15 protein-coding genes are annotated in these 16,150 nt (G+C 70.6%); 8 read left to right on the top strand and 7 right to left on the bottom strand.

The window, feature by feature from the left end; all coding sequences use genetic code 11:
• Nucleotides 1-121: 121 nt before the first annotated feature.
• Both D9R14_RS12300 and D9R14_RS12295 read right to left on the bottom strand, forming a co-directional pair.
• A complete protein-coding gene (locus D9R14_RS12300) occupies nt 122-1,387 on the bottom strand; it encodes a hydroxymethylglutaryl-CoA reductase, degradative (protein ID WP_121623627.1) in 1,266 nt (421 codons plus the stop codon).
• Between the two features lie 122 nt (nt 1,388-1,509).
• Nucleotides 1,510-3,447 carry a helix-turn-helix domain-containing protein gene (locus tag D9R14_RS12295; protein ID WP_170168592.1) on the bottom strand — a complete coding sequence of 646 codons (1,938 nt, stop codon included), beginning with the start codon at nt 3,445-3,447 and terminating at the stop codon, nt 1,510-1,512.
• Nucleotides 3,448-3,742: 295 nt separating this feature from the next.
• Between D9R14_RS12295 and D9R14_RS12290 the strand changes: the two genes are divergently transcribed.
• The 3 genes from D9R14_RS12290 (at nt 3,743) to D9R14_RS12280 (ending at nt 7,189) form a co-directional block, all read left to right on the top strand.
• Nucleotides 3,743-4,999 carry a CaiB/BaiF CoA transferase family protein gene (locus tag D9R14_RS12290; protein ID WP_121623625.1) on the top strand — a complete coding sequence of 419 codons (1,257 nt, stop codon included), beginning with the start codon at nt 3,743-3,745 and terminating at the stop codon, nt 4,997-4,999.
• Between the two features lies 1 nt (nt 5,000).
• A complete protein-coding gene (locus D9R14_RS12285; protein ID WP_121623624.1) occupies nt 5,001-5,765 on the top strand; it encodes an enoyl-CoA hydratase/isomerase family protein in 765 nt (254 codons plus the stop codon).
• Nucleotides 5,766-5,956: 191 nt separating this feature from the next.
• Nucleotides 5,957-7,189: an ABC transporter substrate-binding protein gene (locus D9R14_RS12280; protein WP_121623761.1), complete on the top strand. Its 1,233-nt coding sequence runs from the start codon at nt 5,957-5,959 to the stop codon at nt 7,187-7,189.
• 13 nt (nt 7,190-7,202) lie between these two features.
• Here D9R14_RS12280 and D9R14_RS12275 read toward each other — a convergent pair whose 3' ends face one another.
• The 4 genes from D9R14_RS12275 to D9R14_RS12260 all read right to left on the bottom strand — a co-directional run bounded on the left by D9R14_RS12275 (nt 7,203) and on the right by D9R14_RS12260 (nt 10,466).
• Complete coding sequence (locus D9R14_RS12275; protein ID WP_147453014.1) at nt 7,203-8,240, bottom strand: hypothetical protein; 1,038 nt, start codon at nt 8,238-8,240, stop codon at nt 7,203-7,205.
• 4 nt (nt 8,241-8,244) lie between these two features.
• Nucleotides 8,245-8,481, bottom strand: coding sequence for an acyl carrier protein (locus tag D9R14_RS12270; protein WP_170168591.1), 237 nt, complete (start codon nt 8,479-8,481; stop codon nt 8,245-8,247).
• Between the two features lie 47 nt (nt 8,482-8,528).
• Entirely contained in the window at nt 8,529-9,125 is a 597-nt protein-coding gene (locus D9R14_RS12265; protein WP_121623621.1) for a hypothetical protein, read from the bottom strand.
• Between the two features lie 189 nt (nt 9,126-9,314).
• Nucleotides 9,315-10,466: a glutathionylspermidine synthase family protein gene (locus D9R14_RS12260; RefSeq protein ID WP_170168590.1), complete on the bottom strand. Its 1,152-nt coding sequence runs from the start codon at nt 10,464-10,466 to the stop codon at nt 9,315-9,317.
• Between the two features lie 659 nt (nt 10,467-11,125).
• On the opposite strand from D9R14_RS12260, the gene D9R14_RS12250 reads away from it, so the two are divergent.
• From D9R14_RS12250 to D9R14_RS12230, 5 genes are all read left to right on the top strand, one after another.
• Complete coding sequence (locus D9R14_RS12250; protein WP_121623618.1) at nt 11,126-12,322, top strand: ABC transporter substrate-binding protein; 1,197 nt, start codon at nt 11,126-11,128, stop codon at nt 12,320-12,322.
• 98 nt (nt 12,323-12,420) lie between these two features.
• On the top strand, nt 12,421-13,344 hold the full coding sequence (locus D9R14_RS12245; protein WP_121623617.1) for a branched-chain amino acid ABC transporter permease: 924 nt from the start codon (nt 12,421-12,423) through the stop codon (nt 13,342-13,344).
• On the top strand, nt 13,341-14,306 hold the full coding sequence (locus tag D9R14_RS12240) for a branched-chain amino acid ABC transporter permease (RefSeq protein ID WP_121623616.1): 966 nt from the start codon (nt 13,341-13,343) through the stop codon (nt 14,304-14,306). Before D9R14_RS12245 ends, D9R14_RS12240 begins: the two co-directional genes overlap by 4 nt.
• Nucleotides 14,299-15,072 carry an ABC transporter ATP-binding protein gene (locus D9R14_RS12235; protein WP_121623615.1) on the top strand — a complete coding sequence of 258 codons (774 nt, stop codon included), beginning with the start codon at nt 14,299-14,301 and terminating at the stop codon, nt 15,070-15,072. Before D9R14_RS12240 ends, D9R14_RS12235 begins: the two co-directional genes overlap by 8 nt.
• A gap of 8 nt (nt 15,073-15,080) precedes the next feature.
• The gene (locus D9R14_RS12230) at nt 15,081-15,773 is read left to right on the top strand and encodes an ABC transporter ATP-binding protein (RefSeq protein WP_121623760.1); all 693 of its coding nucleotides are present in this window, start codon (nt 15,081-15,083) and stop codon (nt 15,771-15,773) included.
• A gap of 16 nt (nt 15,774-15,789) precedes the next feature.
• Here D9R14_RS12230 and D9R14_RS12225 read toward each other — a convergent pair whose 3' ends face one another.
• Nucleotides 15,790-16,140 carry a YXWGXW repeat-containing protein gene (locus tag D9R14_RS12225; protein ID WP_121623614.1) on the bottom strand — a complete coding sequence of 117 codons (351 nt, stop codon included), beginning with the start codon at nt 16,138-16,140 and terminating at the stop codon, nt 15,790-15,792.
• Nucleotides 16,141-16,150: the final 10 nt, after the last annotated feature.

Genomic DNA, 16,150 nt, shown 5'->3' with positions numbered 1-16,150 from the left:
TACGTTACGGCATGTTGGGTGCGGTGATGAGCGCATGGCAGCGCCGGCTCCAGTCGTTGTTTACCAGCGGGAGCCTTGGCGGACGCCGCGCGCGGCCGCACCTGTCCGCTGCCGGAGCAGCTCAGCCGCGCAGTTCGGCGAGGATTTCCAGCGCTGTGTCGAGGCGGACCTTGCCGCCGGCCTTCAGCCGCGCGGTCACGGCCTCGATCTCGTCGCCCTTGGCACCGGCCGTCACCGCGATGTTGCGGGCGTGGAGCGACATGTGGCCCTTCTGGATGCCCTCCGCCGCCAGCGCCCGCAGCGCACCGGTGTTCTGCGCCAGACCCACCGCGACGATGATCTCGGCCAGCTCGCTCGCGCTGGTCACGCCGAGCAGCTTCACCGCCGCCTGCGCCACCGGGTGGGTCTTGGTGGCGCCGCCCACCAGCCCTACCGCCATAGGCATTTCCATGGTGCCCACGAGGTTTCCGTCGGCGTCCTTCTCGTAGTGCGAGAGCGAGGTGTAGCGCCCGCCCGCGGCGGCGTGGGAATGGGCGCCGGCCTCCACCGCCCGCGTGTCGTTGCCGGTGGCAAGCACCACGGCGGTGACGCCGTTCATGATGCCCTTGTTGTGGGTCGCGGCGCGGTAGGGGTCCGCCGCCGCGAAGGCATAGGCATCGAGAATGCCGTCCACCACGTCGGCGCCACCCAGCGCGTCGCGGTCATAGGTGGCGCGCACGCGGGCGAGGCGCATGTCGGCCTTGTTGGACAAGATGCGCAGGCGCACCCGCCCGCCGGTGATCTCCGCCACCAGCGGCGCCAGCGCCTCGGCCATGGTGTTCACGGCGTTGGCGCCCATGGCGTCGCGCACGTCGACGATGAGGTGCAGCACCACGAAGGTCCGCGCGCCCGCATCGACGATGCGCACCTGGATGTCCTTGGCGCCGCCGCCCACCTTCACCAGGAACGCGTCCTGGGCATTGGCGAGGTCGAGCAGGTCCTGCCGACGCTCGAACAGGCGCAGCCGCGCCCCGAACGGGTCCTGCACGTCCACCACCTGGACCTGCGCGATCATGATCGGCTGGCTGCTGGAGGTGGTGAAGCCGCCCTTCAGCCGCGCGACGCCCGCCATGTTGCTGGCGGCGGCGACCACCGATGGCTCCTCGGTGGCCATCGGCACGAGATAGTCCCGGCCGTTCACGGTGAAGTTGGCGGCGATGCCGAGCGGCACCGGCAGGGTGGCGACCACGTTCTCGATCATGTGGTCGGCGATGGAGAGCATCTCCGCGTCGGTGCGGCCGATGCGGGTCAGGTCCTCGTCCTTGATGCCGCAGGTTTCGAGCACCGTCTTCAGGCGTTCCGCGGGCGAAAGCTTGTAGAACTGCGGAATGCGGCTGTTGACGGTCATGGTTCGGCCTCCCGGGCTTAGCGATTGCGCGGAAGCCTAAGGGGTGCCCTCGCCCGCAAACAATGTGGCCAGCTCACACCCGCGCGGCGCGCGGGCGTCGATTTTCGACACCGGTGCCGGCCTCAGGCGCCCCGCCCGATGGCGTGGAGGCGCAGCGCCAGATGGATGTCGAGGGTGCGGCCGGCCTCGTTCCAGTTCGGGGCGATCTCGCCGATGCTCTCCAGGCGCTGGCGCATGGTGTTGACGTGGATGCCCATGGCGGCGGCGGCCTTCTGCAGGCTGTGGCCGTTGTCCATGAAGGCGAGCAGCGTCGCCGCGAGCCGGCTCTTGCGCCGACGGTCGTGGGCGATGATGGGCCCCACCGCCGACATCACGAACTGCTCGATCGCATCCTCGCCCTTGCGCTCGAACAGCATGGCATAGATGGACAGCGTTTTCTCGAACACGATCCGCCCCTGCTGGCCCAGCGTGCCCATCAGCCCGCAGGCGCGGCGCAGGGCGTGATAGGCGACCGGAACGCCCTCCAGCGCCGGAATGGGCGCCGAGATCACGATGCTGAACCGGGCGTGGAACGCCTCGTCCAGCACCTCGCAGACCCGGTCGGCGAGGCCGGAGGGATTGCCGGCGCTGGTGACGATCACTACGTCGCCGTTGAATTCGGCCAGGATGGTATCGCGGGCGCTGAGCGCGGAGCGCAAAGCGGAAGAGATGCGGGTGGCGGGCACCTCGCCCGCATCCACCAGCAGCAGCGTGATCGGCCACGACAGCGAGACGCCGCTCGGCAGCTGGCGCGCGCATTCCGGCGAGAACGGATCGGTGGCGCCGCGCAGCAGGGCCGCGACGAGGTCGGCGACGGTGCGGTACGTGGCCTGCGCCACCCGCTCCAGCGACATCAGGACGATGCCGGAGACCAGCGCGCTGCGCTCCAGCGTGCGGATCTCCGAACCCGAAAGCTCCTTCGGCCGGGTCAGAAGCAGCGCGCCGAGCCGCGCCGAGCCGCCCATCACCGCCGCCACCCGCGTCACCGTCCCGTCGCTTCCCTGGAGCGGCACCGAGCGGCCGAGCACGGCGCTGTCGCGGATCGCCTTGGCGATATCCTCGTCGGAAAGCTGCACCGGAAGCTGGCCGCAGGTGAGGCGGCGGCGGTCGTCCAGCATGCAGGCCTCGCCCCTGAGCAGGTTGGAGACGCGCCGGGTCAGGTCCTCCAGCGAGCCGCCGCGGGCGATCAATTCGGTGAGCTGCTCGTGGGCGACGGCCGCCTCCTCCACATCCTCCGCCTTGGCCTGGAGCGCGGCATTGGCCTGCCGCGCCATCCGCAAAGCGCGCTGCGCCTCTTCCAAAAGCCGCGCATTCTCAATGGCCAAGGCTGCGAAGGTGGCGAGCGAGGAGAGCACAGCGATCTCGTGCGGCGTATAGGAGCGGGCATAGCGATCGCCGACGAACAGCACGCCGATCACCTGCGTCTCCAGCGCCAGCGGCACGCCGAGGATGGAGACGATCCCCTCCCCCGCCGTCGCCCGGTCGATGCCGCGGTCGTGGTCGAACTGGGTGTCGGCGGGGTAGTTGCTCGACTGGAACGGGCTGCGGCTCTTCGCGACGCTGCCGCACACACCGATGTTCCGCGGCACCCGGATCGTGGCGAAATCCCGCGAAATCACGCCTTCGGTCGCCCGGACGTAGAAATCGCCGTGCTCGTCGTCGGCCGCTGAAAGGTAGGCGATGTCGCTGCCCGCCAGCTGCTTGGCCCGCTGCACGATGGCGCGCAGGACCTGGTCGGTATCGCGCAGTCCCGCCAAGTCCCGCGCGGTCTCGTAGAGCGCGGTCAGCTCGCCCTCGCGCTTGCGCTTCTGCTCCGCCGTGTCGCGCAGCCGGGCGGCGACGGCGATGTCGGCGAGCAGGTCCGGCCCGGCCGCCGCGCCGGGACCTGAGGCGATCTCCTCGGCCAGGCGGTCGAAGCTCGACATGGGCGCATTGTCGGCGAGCAGGCGCAGCAGGCGCCGGTAGGGCGCGGTCGGGTCGAGGGACCGGTCCGGCCCCTTGGGGGTGAGTTGGACTCCCACATCATCCTCCCTTGCGTCATCTTCGGCCGTCCGGCCGCGCGCGCTGCGCGACTGTGGCACGGTTTGCCGGCACGCAAATGTAGCTATCGCACATATCGTGCGCGCTTGAATGGCGTCCTGGTATATTCCGTGCCCTTCCGCGCCATCCCACACTGGCGGCGGGGAAAGGCCCGCCGGACGCCATGGCGCCGGCGTGCCCGGCATCGGGCGCGCTATCGAAAGCATCGCGATCGTGGTGAAACCTGCGGCGGGTCGGCGCGGCCCGCAGCCAACAAGGTCAAAACGGGAGGAAGGCATGGCGATCGGCGTTTCCGCTGCGGCGGAACTGGATCATGCCGCGGGCAAGGCGTCGGACGGGCCGCTCGCGGGGGTGAAGGTGCTGGACATCACCCGGGTCGTCGCCGGCCCCTATTGCGCGATGCTGCTGGCCGACCTCGGGGCGACCGTCGTCAAGGTCGAGCACCCGGACGATCCCGACTATGCCCGCACCTTCCCGCCCTTCGTGGGCGAGGATGCGGCCGGGCTGAGCGCCTTCTTCACCCAGTACAACCGCAACAAGCTCGGCATCTCGCTCAACATGAAGACGGCCGAGGGCAAGGCCCTGCTCAAGCGCCTGGTGCGCGAGGCGGACGTGCTGATCGAGAACTTCCGCCCCGGCACCATGGACAAGCTGGGCCTCGGCTACGAGGTGCTGCGGCAGGAAAATCCAAGGCTGGTCTACACCGCCATCAGCGGCTTCGGCCGCACCGGGCCGAACGCCTCGCGCCCGGCCTTCGACAATACCGGCCAGGCGGCGGGCGGGCTGTGGTCCATGAACGGCTATGCCGACCGCCCGCCGGTCCGGGTGGGCACCATCATCGGCGACCTCGCGGCCTCGCTCTATGCCGCCATCGGCACGCTGGCGGCGCTGCGGGTGGTGGAGCGCGGCGGCGCCGGCCAGGTGGTGGACGTCTCGCAGCAGGATTCGGTGCTCAGCCTCACCGAGAACGCGGTGGTGCGCTACACCACCAAGGGCGAGGTCGCCTCCCCGCTCGGCAGCGAGCATCCGTTCGTGCGGCCCTACGGCCAGTTCCCGTGCAAGGACGGCTACGTCTTCTTCGGCGGCTATACGGACAAGTTCTGGCGCCTGACCTGCCAGCTGTTCGGCGCGCCCGAGGTCGCCGCCGATCCCGCCATCGACACCATGGAGAAGCGCTTCGACCCGGTGGTGGCCGAGACCCGCGTGCGGCCGATCCTGGAGCGCTGGTTCTCCGCCTACACCAAGGCGGAGCTGGAGGAGATGGCGGGCGACACCATTCCGCTCAGCGCCATCAAGACCATCGCCGAGGTGGTGGAGGACCCGCACATCGCGGCGCGGGACATGATCGTCAACGTGCCGCTGGGAGCGCAGATGGTGCGCATGTTCGGGCAGCCGGTGAAGCTCTCCGCCACCCCCACCACCACCTATGCCAAGGCGCCGGACGTGGGCGAGCACAACGCTTTGGTCTATGGCCGCCTCGCCGGTCTCTCGGCCGACGAGCTCGCGCGGCTGGCGGACGAAGGGGTGATCTGACGTGGCGATCGAATTCACCAAGGACGGCGCCGTCGCCACCATCCGCATCGCCCGTCCCGACAAGCTGAACGCGCTCTCGCTCCAGATGTACCAGGACCTGGGCGCGGCGTTCGCAGAGGCGCGGGACGACGACGCGGTGAACGCCGTGGTGCTGACCGGCGCGGGGGAGCGCGCCTTCTGCGTCGGCGCGGACCTCACCGAATCGATCCCGGCGCTCGCCAGCGGCGCGTTCGACATCAGCGCCTGGGACCCGGCCCATCTCAAGGGTCAGCGCTTCCACAAGCCGCTCGTCTGCGCGGTGCGCGGGCTGTGCATCGGCGGCGGGTTCGAGATCATGCTGGCGAGCGACATCCGCATCGTCTCGACCGACGCGGTGTTCCAGCTGCCCGAGCCGGTGCACGGCTTCGTGCCGGCGGGCGGCACGCTGGTGCGGCTGGTGCGGCAGATCGGCTATGCCCACGCCATGGAGATCATGCTCACCGCCCGACGCTTCTCGCCGGACGAGATGGTGCGCTTCGGCGTGGTCAACCAGGTGGTGGCGCCCGAGGCGGTCGAAGCGCGGGCGCAGGAGATCGCGGCCGGCATCGCCGCGCTGAGCCCTTCCGCCGTCCAGACCATCAAGGAGGCGGCGCTGACGCTCCAGGATGCGCCATGGGACGAGGCCTTCGCCCGAGAGGCGGCGCTCGGCCAGCGCACCTTCACCAGCGAGGACGCGCGACGCGGGCTCGCCGCCTTCGCCAGCCGCGCCGCGCGCGCCAAGGACTGACGCAGGGGCACCAGCCCTCCCCTATGTCGGCCCGCCATACCGGAAGGCGCCCGGCCTGTGGCTTTCGCACATTGAAGGGGACGTTCCGCAGTCCCTAAGATTTCTGCAATCGCCGCAGCGCCTTGCGCCTTCGCCGCGCCGGCATCGGCCGACAATAAGCCAAAAGGGATGGACCCATGGACAATCGCCGGATGACCCGCCTTCGCCACGCTTTCGCCGTCTCGGCAGCCCTCGCCCCGCTGGCTTTGGCCGCGGCGTTTCCCGCGGCCGCGCAAGCGCCCAAGGTGTCTGACGACGTGGTGAAGATCGGCCTGATCGAGGACATGTCCGGCGTCTATGCCGACATCACCGGCATGGGAGCCGTCACCGCCGCGCGGATGGCGGTGGAGGAGTTCGGCGGCAAGGTGCTCGGCAAGCCCGTCGAGGTGGTGTTCGCCGACCACCAGAACAAGGCCGACATCGGCGGCGCCATCGCGCGCCGGTGGTTCGATTCCGAGAATGTGGACGCGATCCTGGACGTCGCCTCCTCCTCCCCTGCCTTGGCCGCGCTTGAAGTGGCGAAGGACAAGAAGAAGATCATCGCGCTCAGCTCGCCGGGCTCGATCCGCATCACCAACGATGCCTGCGGGCCCTATGTGATCCACTGGGCCTACGATTCCTACGCCATCGCCCATTCCACCGGAACGGCGCTGGTGAAGCAGGGCAATGACAGCTGGTACTTCATCGTCGCCGACTACGCCTTCGGCCACAGCCTCGCCAAGGACACCGGCGACGTGGTGACCGCCAATGGCGGCAAGGTGGTGGGCAGCACGCGCCTGCCGGTGGGCACAACCGACTTCGCCTCGGCTCTGCTCCAGGCCCAGGGCTCGGGCGCCAAGGTGGTGGCGCTCGCCAATGCCGGCGGCGACACCATCAATTCGATCAAGCAGGCGGCCCAGTTCGGCATCACCCAGGGCGGCCAGAAGCTGGCGACGCTCGCCGGCTTCATCAACGACGTGCACGGCCTCGGCCTGAAGGAGGCGCAGGGCCTCACCATCACCGAGGCGAGCTACTGGGACATGAATGACGAGACCCGCAAGTGGTCGCAGCGCTTCTTCGAGAAGATGAAGGCGATGCCGAACATGCTCCAGACCGGCACCTATTCGGCGACCCTGCACTACCTCAAGGCGGTGGAGGCCGCCGGCACCGACGAGACCGAGGCGGTGATGCGCAAGATGCGGGAGATCCCGGTCAACGACGTGTTCTACAAGAACGGCAAGATCCGCGTGGACGGCCGCATGGTCCACGACATGTACCTGTTCCAGGTCAAGAAGCCTTCGGAATCCAAGGGTCCGTGGGACTATTACAACCTGATCGCCACCATTCCGGGCGACCAGGCGTTCCAGCCGCTGGCGCTCTCCACCTGCCCGCTCGTCAAGAAGTAGGCGGCCGGCGCCCTCAGGCGTCCTCGCCCGTCAGCCAGGCGAGCAGCGGCTCGAACCCGCCGCGCGCCACGAGGTCGGGCAGGATGCCGTGGGCGGCGACGCCGTCGAGCGGCAGAAGCAGGGCATCCGGCACCTTCGCCATGCCCTCCGCCTCGGCGCGGTCGCCGGCATTGTCGGCGCCGAACACCAGCCTGAGGCTCGGCCGGCGCGCGGCCGCGCCGTAGAGGGCGGCGAGGTCCAGCGTCCCGGCGTCGAGGTCGTCCGCGGCCAGCCCTTCCTTGCGCCGGCGCTCGCGCAGCCGGGGCAGCGAGGCGTCGATGATGGTCGGACCCGACAGGCAGGCGACGCGCGCGGCGCCGAGATCGAGGCCGAAGCGCAGGGCGCCGTAGCCGCCCGCCGAGTTGCCGATGCACACGATGCGCCGCGCGCCGAGGTCCGCAGCGAGCCCGGCGAGCCCATCCGCCGCGGCCCGGTAGCCGGCGCCGAAGCCGCGGATGCCGGCGAGATAGAACATGTCGTAGGCATCGCGCACATAGATGATGGAGGCCGGCAGGCGCCGGAACCATTCGTGGGCGAGCGGCACCGGCGCCGCGAACCGGCGGGCGGCACCGGTGAACACGAACACGGCGAGCGGCGCGCCCGGCCGCGCCGCCACGGCCACGTCGCGATCGGGCTCATCCACCACGTCCGGCCCCGGGGCGTCCGGATCGCGGCGCGGCGCGGCGTGGGTGAGTGCGCGCAGGCTGTGGAGCCCGGCGAGCGTCACGCCGGTGTCCGGCGTGCGGTCGACGAAGGCGCGGGCGGCGTCGATATGGCCAAGCTCCAGCAAGGCGTTCAGCATCATGAACTGGTCGCGCCCGCTGCACGGCTCCGGGATGGCGTCGGGACGGCGCGCGACGCGCCGGGCGAATTGCGCCGCCGCAAGGGTCAGCCGCAGATGCCCGATCGGCTGCTGGCGGGCGAGATGCGCGGCATGGATGTCGCGCGGGCCGTCGCGGCCGATCCGCGCCAAGGGAGATAGATCGGTCTCGTCCGGTTCAGGCTGGGGCATCGGCTCAGTCCCTCCCCGCGGACGCCTGCCCGTAGGCGACGATGGCCGAGATCGAGCGGCAGAGATCGAAGTCGGTGTCGGCCACCACCAGCCCGTGAACCTCCTCGATCCGCATCAGGATCTGCGCATGGTCGAGGGAATCGAGGCCGACCTCGTAGAAGTCGGTGTCCGGCTCCAGGCTCGCCACCATGGGCCGGTCCACCGCCTCTCCAATGGCGCGCCGCACGGCCGCCTCGTCCATCCCCGCCATCGCCCCCACCCCTCACCATACAATGAACGCCAGGCCGGTCAGACTGGTACCTTGGGCGCGATCACGCGCGACAGGATGAGCGTGCCGAACGGCGCGCCGTCGGCGCCGATCTCCATCTTCCAGAAGCGGCCGCTTACCCGGTGGCGCAGGATCACGGACACCGCCGCGTGGTCGTCGGGCGGAGTCCGCGCGCAGGCGATCTCGGGCATGCGCCAGTAGTCCTTCGGATATTCGCGCATCGCGAGCGCGACCGCCAGATGCACCGCACGCTGCAGGAACGTGCCGGGGCCGCCCGCAGGCAGTTCGGCGCGATCCCCCTCGAACCGGGCTTGGGCGGTCACGTCCGCATCGTCGGTGGCCTCGCGCACGGTGATGGGCAGATCCGGCCTCAGGCGCAGCCAGACCTGTTCGACGCGCCCGGCGGTGCCATGGCGGAAGCTCCCGCACAGATCGGCGCCGGCGGGCGGCGGATCGCGGACGATCTCGATGGCGCAGGGCGCCGGCACCTTGAGCTGGAGCAGCATGTCGTGCCGGGCGTCGCAATGGGCGATGATCGCGTCGAGGATGTCGGCCCCGAACTGGTAGGTGCGCTCGCCGGTGAGCGGCCGCGCGATCAGGGCCGGGCCGTCGGCCATGGGGGGCGCTCCGGACGCCGGCGCGACCGTTCTCCAGCTCCGCGGCGGCCCGAAACGCGGGTCGGATGCTGTGCGGCAGTCCGCGCCCCCCATGGCGTCCGCTCCCGTTCTTATCGTTGTTACAATTCAGTCTTAGAGGACAATGACGCCGCTCGGCAAGGCCCTCACTTAGGGGCGGACGGAGCCCGGTCAGTTCACCACCGCGTGCGGCACGAAGCGGCATGCGTGATCCTGGATGATGGGGGCCGGCGCCTCCAGCACGCCGATCCCCTCCGGCCGTCCGCCGACGATCCAGGCCCCGACCGTGGCCCAGACCGGGACACACGAACGGTCGAACCGCGGCAGGTAATGGAGCGCCTGGACGATCCGCCCCTCCGCCCCGTAGGGCCCCGCGGTCTCGGCGCGCCCGCCGGGCAGCGCCGGATCGCGCAGCAGTACGTTGTGGCCCTTGATGGAGAACAGCGGCTTGACGGCGCACGCCGCCGGCGCCGCGGCGGCCTCGCCCTCGAACCAGCACGGCAGCAGGTTGGGATGGCCCGGAAACATCCGCCACAGCCACACCAGCGCCCCCTTGGAGGCGAGCACCAGCTTCCAGAGCGGCTCGATCGCCGCCGGCGCGGCCGGCCCGCCCAGCGCCCCGGCGAACGGCTCCTGAAGCAGAAGCTGCCAGCGATACGCCTTCACGAGGCAGCGGATGGGCCGGTCTTCGAGATCGGTGAGCCCGCCGGCCCCGTCGATGCCGATCGCCTCGATGTCGAGCGCCGCGGCCTCACGCCCCGCCTGGCGCGCGCAATCGGCGAGGTAGAGCGCCCACACCCGGTCCTCGGCATTTCGGGCGGAGGCGGCGAAATGGATCGGCGTCGCCTGGGGCATCCGGCCGAAGGCCTCCACCAGAGCATCGTGCAGGCGGTTGAACTGGTCGCAGCCTTGCGGCAGGTGGCCATGGGCCATCTGGTCCTCGAACCAGAGCCACTGGAAGACGGCGGCCTCATAGAGGGCGCCAGGCGTGTCGCCGTTGCACTCGTGCAGCTTGGGTGGTGCCGCGCCGTCGAAAGCGAGGTCGAACCGCGTCACCAGCGAGGGATCGCCGCGCCGCCAGCTCTGGCGCACGCCGTCCCACGCCGCCGCCGGCACGCCGATGGTGGCGAGCACCTCGTCGTCGCGGCTCGCCCGCTCCACCACCTCCAGCGCCATGTGCCACAATTCGTCGACCGCCGGCCGCAGCAGCGTCTCGATCGCGGATCGCTGGAACAGGTAGCAGGCGTCGTCGGTCCAGTAGCGCTCATGATGAGCGAAGCCGAGACGGCGGGCGGTGTCTTCCCAGTCGGGTCGCGCGGGCACCGCGATCCGCTTCATGCGGACGCGGGCAGCCGGGTACGGCCGGGGGCGCATAACGTGTCGCCGAGCTGGCCGAAGCCGCCGCGCGCCAGCGTGCGGCAATCGGCCGGCGCCGGAACGGCCTGGACAACCGGCGCCGCGACCGCGCGCGGCTCCGCCTGAGGGAGGTCCGAGAGCCGGCCGCCCTCCGCCCGGGTCCCGGCGGCGTCATTCGGAGCGTCGACCGACTGGCGCACGAACGGTCCGCCGCTCACAAGAAAGAGCGACACTGTCCTCGATCGCATCACCACGCCGCCCCCCGATACGCACCACCGTCGCGATCCGGCACCAGACCCCGCGCTGGCGGCTGACGCCGCGGCAGAAGGCAGGGACCGCCGGACCGGAACCTGAGGCCATCGAGTCTTAGCGGGTGCCTGTTCGCTCCACAAGCGCCGGCCACCGCCGGGGTTGGCCCGCCTCGGCCGGCCGCACCGCGCCCCGCGCGCGACCTTCGCCTGCCGCATCGCCGCCGCCCCTCCCGGACTGCGCGAAAACCTTCTATAGCAGACCCACAGGTCTCTTCGGGCCGGCGCTTCCGTCCCGCCGACGCCATGGTGCCGCTTCGGCACCGTGACGGCGCGGCGACGCAGGCGGGCCCGCTCCCGAACGGAAGGACACGCACGATGCCCGCTTCGCCGACCCGGCGCCTTGTCGCCTTGGCCCTCGCCTCCACCGCCCTTGCCGCCACCGCCCTCGCCGCCCCGGCGGCCGCGCTGGCCGACCCGGTCAAGGTGGGCTTCGTCTCCACCCTCTCCGGCCCTCCGGCGGCGCTCGGCGTGCATATGCGCGACGGCTTCCTGCTGGCGGTGAAGGAATTGGGCGGCAAGCTCGGCGGCCAGCCCACCGAGGTGATTGTGGTGGACGACGAGCTGAAGCCGGACGTCGCGGTCTCCAAGGTCAAGGCGCTGATGGAGCGCGACAAGGTGGACATCGTCGCCGGCACGGTGTTCTCCAACGTGCTGATGGCGATCCAGAAGCCGGTGCTGGCCAACGAGACCTTCCTGATCTCGGCCAATGCCGGCCCCTCCCCGCTCGCCGGCAAGGGCTGCTCGCCCTTCTTCTTCTCGGCCTCCTACCAGAACGACCAGGTGCACTCGGTCATGGGCCAGTACGCCCAGGACAAGGGCTTCAAGCGCGTGATCCTCATCACGCCCAACTACCAGGCCGGCAAGGACGCCATGGCGGGCTTCAAGCGCAACTTCAAGGGCGAGGTGGTGGAGGAGATCTTCACCCAGCTTGGCCAGCTCGACTTCTCCGCCGAGCTGGCGAAGATCCAGGCGGCCAAGCCCGACGCCATCTTCACCTTCATGCCCGGCGGCATGGGCGTGAACCTCGTGAAGCAGTACCAGCAGGCCGGCCTTGCCGGGCAGATTCCGTTCCTGTCGTCCTTCACCATCGACGAGACCACCTTGCCCGCCACCCAGGACGCCGCGGTCGGGCTGCTCTCGGGCGCGGAATGGGCGCCTAACCTCGACACGCCGCAGAACAAGGCCTTCGTCGCCGCCTACGAGAAGGAATACGGCATCGTGCCCTCGCTCTATGCGGCCCAGGGCTATGACGCCGCCATGCTGATCGACGGCGCGCTCAAGGCCACCGGCGGCAAGGTTTCGGACAAGGAGGCGTTCCGCAAGGCGCTGGCGTCCGCGCCCTTCAAATCGGTCCGCGGCGACTTCTCCTTCAACACCAACGGCTTCCCGATCCAGGACTTCTATGTGGTGAAGGCGGTGAAGCGGCCCGACGGGCGCTATGCCACCGAGATCCAGTCCAAGGTGTTCGACAATGCGGCCGACGCCTATGTGGCCGAGTGCCCGCTGAAGTAGGCCGTTCCTTTCCGGAGGCGCGCGGACCCGATCGGCCCGCGCGCCTTTTCGTTTGAAGCCCACCTGAAGCCCACCGCGAGCCCCCGGCACCATTGCCCATGACTGCGGCCTTGTTCTTCTCCCAGCTCCTCAACGGCCTGCAGCTGGGCGTGATCCTGTTCCTGGTCGCCGCCGGGCTGACGCTGGTGTTCGGCGTCATGGACTTCATCAACCTCGCCCACGGCGTGCAGTACATGCTGGGCGCCTATCTCGTGGCCGTGCTGTCCGCCTGGAGCGGCAGCTTCGCGTTCGGGCTCGCCGCCGGCCTCCTCGCCGCGCTGGCACTGGGCTTCGTCATGGAGGTGCTGGTGTTCCGGCACCTGACGCGGCGCGACCACCTGGAGCAGGTGCTCGCCACCTTCGGCCTGATCCTGGTGGTGACGGAAGGCGTGCGCATGATCTTCGGCTCGGCGCCTTTGCCCTTCCCCGTGCCGGCGGCGCTGAATGGCACCGTCACCTTGTTCGAGGGGCTGAACTATCCGGTCTGGCGCCTCGTCATCCTCGCGGTCGGGGTCGCGGTCGCGGTGCTGCTGTGGGTGCTGGTCAACCGCACCCGCGCCGGCATGCTGGTGCGGGCCGGCTCCACCCACCCGCAGACCGTGGCGGCGCTGGGCGTCGACGTCGACCGGCTGTTCCTGTTCGTGTTCGCCTTCGGCGCCATGCTGGCGGGGCTGGCCGGCGCCATGGCCGGGCCGCTGGTCTCGGTGGAGCCGACCATGGGCGACAAGGTGCTCATCCTCGCCTTCGTGGTGGTGGTGATCGGCGGCATCGGCTCCATCAAGGGGGCGTTCGTCGCCGCGATCCTCGTCGGGCTGGTGGATACGGTGGGCCGCGCCTTCCTGCCGGACCTCCTGCGGACGCTGGTCGGCAAGTCGGCCGCCGCCACCGCCGGCCCCACCCTCTCCTCCATGCTGATCTATCTGCTGATGGCGCTGGTGCTCAGCTTCCGCCCGTCCGGCCTGTTCGGCGGGAGGCCCTCGTGAGCGCTCGGGCGGCGGGCGGTGGCGCCGGCTTCGCCTTCCTTTTCAGGCCGGCGGTTCTCATCGCGCTGTTCGCGCTGGCGCTCGCCGTGGCGGTCTGGTCAGGCTCGGGCTATGCACCCACCATCATCGCCCGCACCGCGATCCTCGCGCTGGCGGCTGTCTCGCTCTCCTTCCTGATCGGCCAGGCGGGTCTGGTGAGCTTCGGCCACGCCGCGCCGCTCGGCATCGGCGCCTATGCGGTGCTGATCGCCGGGGAATACGGCGTGACCAACGCTCTGGTGCTGTTCCCGCTGGGCTTTGCCGCCGCCGCGCTCTGGTCCGCCGCGACGGGCGTCATCGCGCTGAGGACGCGCGGTGTCTATTTCATCATGATTACCCTCGCCTTCGCCCAGATGCTGTTCTACGTGGCGGGCAGCCTCTCGGCATTCGGCGGCGACGACGGGCTCGGCATCGCAGCCCGCGCCACATTCTTCGGCCAGCGCTTCCTGCGCACCGACACCGACCTCGCGGTGTTCGCCATCGCCGCCCTCGGCGTGACGCTGCTGGTGCTGGAGCGCCTCTCCGCCGCGCCGTTCGGGCTGATGCTGCGCACCGGACGGGCCAATGAAGAGAAGCTGGCCTCGCTCGGCCTCGACCCGTTCGTCCATCGCCTGGTCGCGCTGGCGGCGGCGGGCGGCATCGCCGGCATCGCCGGGGTGCTGCTGGCGAACCAGGTGGAATACGTCTCGCCCGCCACCATGAACTGGCACGTCTCGGGCGAGCTGATCGTCATGGTGGTGCTGGGCGGCACGAAGCGGCTCGGCGGCGCGGTGCTCGGCGCGGTGGCGGTGATGGTGATCGACGAGACTCTGGGCCACTTCACCGAGTTCTGGAAGTTCGGGCTGGGCCTCGTCATCCTCGGCGCGGTGCTGCTGCGCGGTGCCGACCTGACGCAGCTCATCCGGGGCACGGCCCATGGCTGAGCCGGCGTCGCCCCAAGCCCCCGTCCTCGCGCTCGAACGCCTGAGCAAGTCGTTCGGCGCGCTCACCGTGACGCGCGACGTGACGCTCGACGTGCGCCCCGCCGAGGTCCACGCCTTGATCGGCCCGAACGGCGCCGGAAAGACCAGCCTCATCGCCCAGATCGCCGGGGCGCTGGCGCCGGATGCCGGACGCATCCTGTTCGCCGGCGCCGACGTGACACGCCTTGGCATGGCCCGGCGCGCCCGGCGCGGGCTCGGGCGGGTGTTCCAGATCTCCAACGTGGTCGGCGCGTTCACGTCGCTGGAGAACGTGGCGCTCGCCGCCATCGTCGCCGGCGGACGGACCTTCCGCTGCTGGCGCCCGGCCCTTTCCGACCGCGCGGCACTGGAGCAGGCGCGCGCCATGCTGGAGCGCGTCGGCCTCGCCGACCGCATGGCGACTCCCGCCGCCGCGCTCTCCCACGGCGAACGGCGCGCGCTGGAGCTTGCCATGTGCCTGGTGCAGGAGCCGAAGCTGCTGCTGCTGGACGAGCCCATGGCCGGCACCGGGCGGGCCGAAAGCGAGCGGCTGACGGCGCTGCTCGCCGGCCTCAAGGGCCGCATCCCGATCCTCCTGGTGGAGCACGACATGGCGACCGTGTTCGCGCTCGCCGACCGCATCAGCGTGCTCATCTCCGGCGCCATCGCCATCACCGGCACGCCCGAGACGGTGCGCGCCGATGCGGTGGTGCGGCAGGCCTATCTCGGCGACGAGGAGGCGGTCTGATGACGCCGCTGGTGGAGATCGAAGCGCTCGACTGCGCCTATGGCGAGGCGCAGGTGCTGTTCGCCATGGCGCTCCACGTGATGCCGGGCGAGGTGGTGACGCTCATGGGCCGCAACGGCATGGGCAAGACCACGACGCTCAAGGCGCTGTTCGGCCTGCTGAAGCCGAAGGCCGGCGCGATCCGCGTGAAGGGCCGCGACCTGACCGGCGCGGCGCCGCACCGCGTCGCCGGCGCGGGGCTCGGCTATGTGCCCGAGGGGCGGCAGATCTTCCCGCGCCTGACCGTGGAGGAAAATCTCCGCGCCACCGCGCGCGCCCGGCCGCAGGGCTGGACCCTTCAGCGCGCCTACGCCCTGTTCCCGCGGCTGAAGGAGCGGCGCGGCAATCTCGGCACCCAATTGTCCGGGGGCGAGCAGCAGATGCTCGCGATCGCCCGCGCGCTGATGACCAACCCCGACCTTCTCGTGCTCGACGAGGCGACCGAGGGCCTCGCCCCGGTGATCCGCGCCGAGATCTGGTCCGCCCTCGCGGCGCTGCGCGCGGACGGCCTCGCCATCCTGGTGGTGGACAAGAACCTGAAGGCGCTGCTGCGCATTGCCGACCGGCATGTGGTGATCGAGGGCGGCCGGCCCGCCTGGACCGGCACCACCGCGGAGCTGAACGCCGACCCGACCCGCGCGACGCGGTTCCTCGAGGTCTGAGCTGGAGGTCTGAGCCCTACCGCACCCACTGCCCGGGGATGAAGTGCCATTCGCCGTTGCGGAACACCCAGCGCGACCCGGCATAGCGGAAGCCCGGCCGGTTGCGCGCCCAGCGCCCGTCCACCCAGACATAGCGCCGTTGGCGGCTGCTCCAGATCCAGTGCCCCGACACCCAGACATAGCCGGGCCGGGGCTGCGGCAGGCGCTCGTAGCGCGGCAGCGGCGGCGGCGTGAGCGAGGGTGCGTTGGAACGCTGGCTCGGCGGGCGCCACTGCTGCGCCTCCGCCCGGCCGGTCAGCGCCGCGGCGGCCGACGCCGGCACAGCGGCGGCGAGAAGGGTGTGGAGGAGACGGCGGCGGGAAATCATAGGCGGCCCC

The sequence above is a fragment of the Xanthobacter tagetidis genome (assembly GCF_003667445.1).
Taxonomy (GTDB): domain Bacteria; phylum Pseudomonadota; class Alphaproteobacteria; order Rhizobiales; family Xanthobacteraceae; genus Xanthobacter; species Xanthobacter tagetidis.
Note: the sequence above shows the minus strand (reverse complement) of the source record. Positions and strands in the feature narration are given on the sequence as shown.

What these genes read in the sequence shown, in the direction of transcription:
- D9R14_RS12245 (WP_121623617.1), top strand. Translation starts at nt 12,421, where the DNA reads ATGACTGCGGCCTTGTTCTTCTCCCAGCTCCTCAACGGCCTGCAGCTG.
- D9R14_RS12290 (WP_121623625.1), top strand. Translation starts at nt 3,743, where the DNA reads ATGGCGATCGGCGTTTCCGCTGCGGCGGAACTGGATCATGCCGCGGGC.
- D9R14_RS12265 (WP_121623621.1), bottom strand. Translation starts at nt 9,125, where the DNA reads ATGGCCGACGGCCCGGCCCTGATCGCGCGGCCGCTCACCGGCGAGCGC.
- D9R14_RS12270 (WP_170168591.1), bottom strand. Translation starts at nt 8,481, where the DNA reads ATGGACGAGGCGGCCGTGCGGCGCGCCATTGGAGAGGCGGTGGACCGG.
- D9R14_RS12235 (WP_121623615.1), top strand. Translation starts at nt 14,299, where the DNA reads ATGGCTGAGCCGGCGTCGCCCCAAGCCCCCGTCCTCGCGCTCGAACGC.
- D9R14_RS12300 (WP_121623627.1), bottom strand. Translation starts at nt 1,387, where the DNA reads ATGACCGTCAACAGCCGCATTCCGCAGTTCTACAAGCTTTCGCCCGCG.
- D9R14_RS12250 (WP_121623618.1), top strand. Translation starts at nt 11,126, where the DNA reads ATGCCCGCTTCGCCGACCCGGCGCCTTGTCGCCTTGGCCCTCGCCTCC.
- D9R14_RS12225 (WP_121623614.1), bottom strand. Translation starts at nt 16,140, where the DNA reads ATGATTTCCCGCCGCCGTCTCCTCCACACCCTTCTCGCCGCCGCTGTG.
- D9R14_RS12280 (WP_121623761.1), top strand. Translation starts at nt 5,957, where the DNA reads ATGACCCGCCTTCGCCACGCTTTCGCCGTCTCGGCAGCCCTCGCCCCG.
- D9R14_RS12275 (WP_147453014.1), bottom strand. Translation starts at nt 8,240, where the DNA reads ATGCCCCAGCCTGAACCGGACGAGACCGATCTATCTCCCTTGGCGCGG.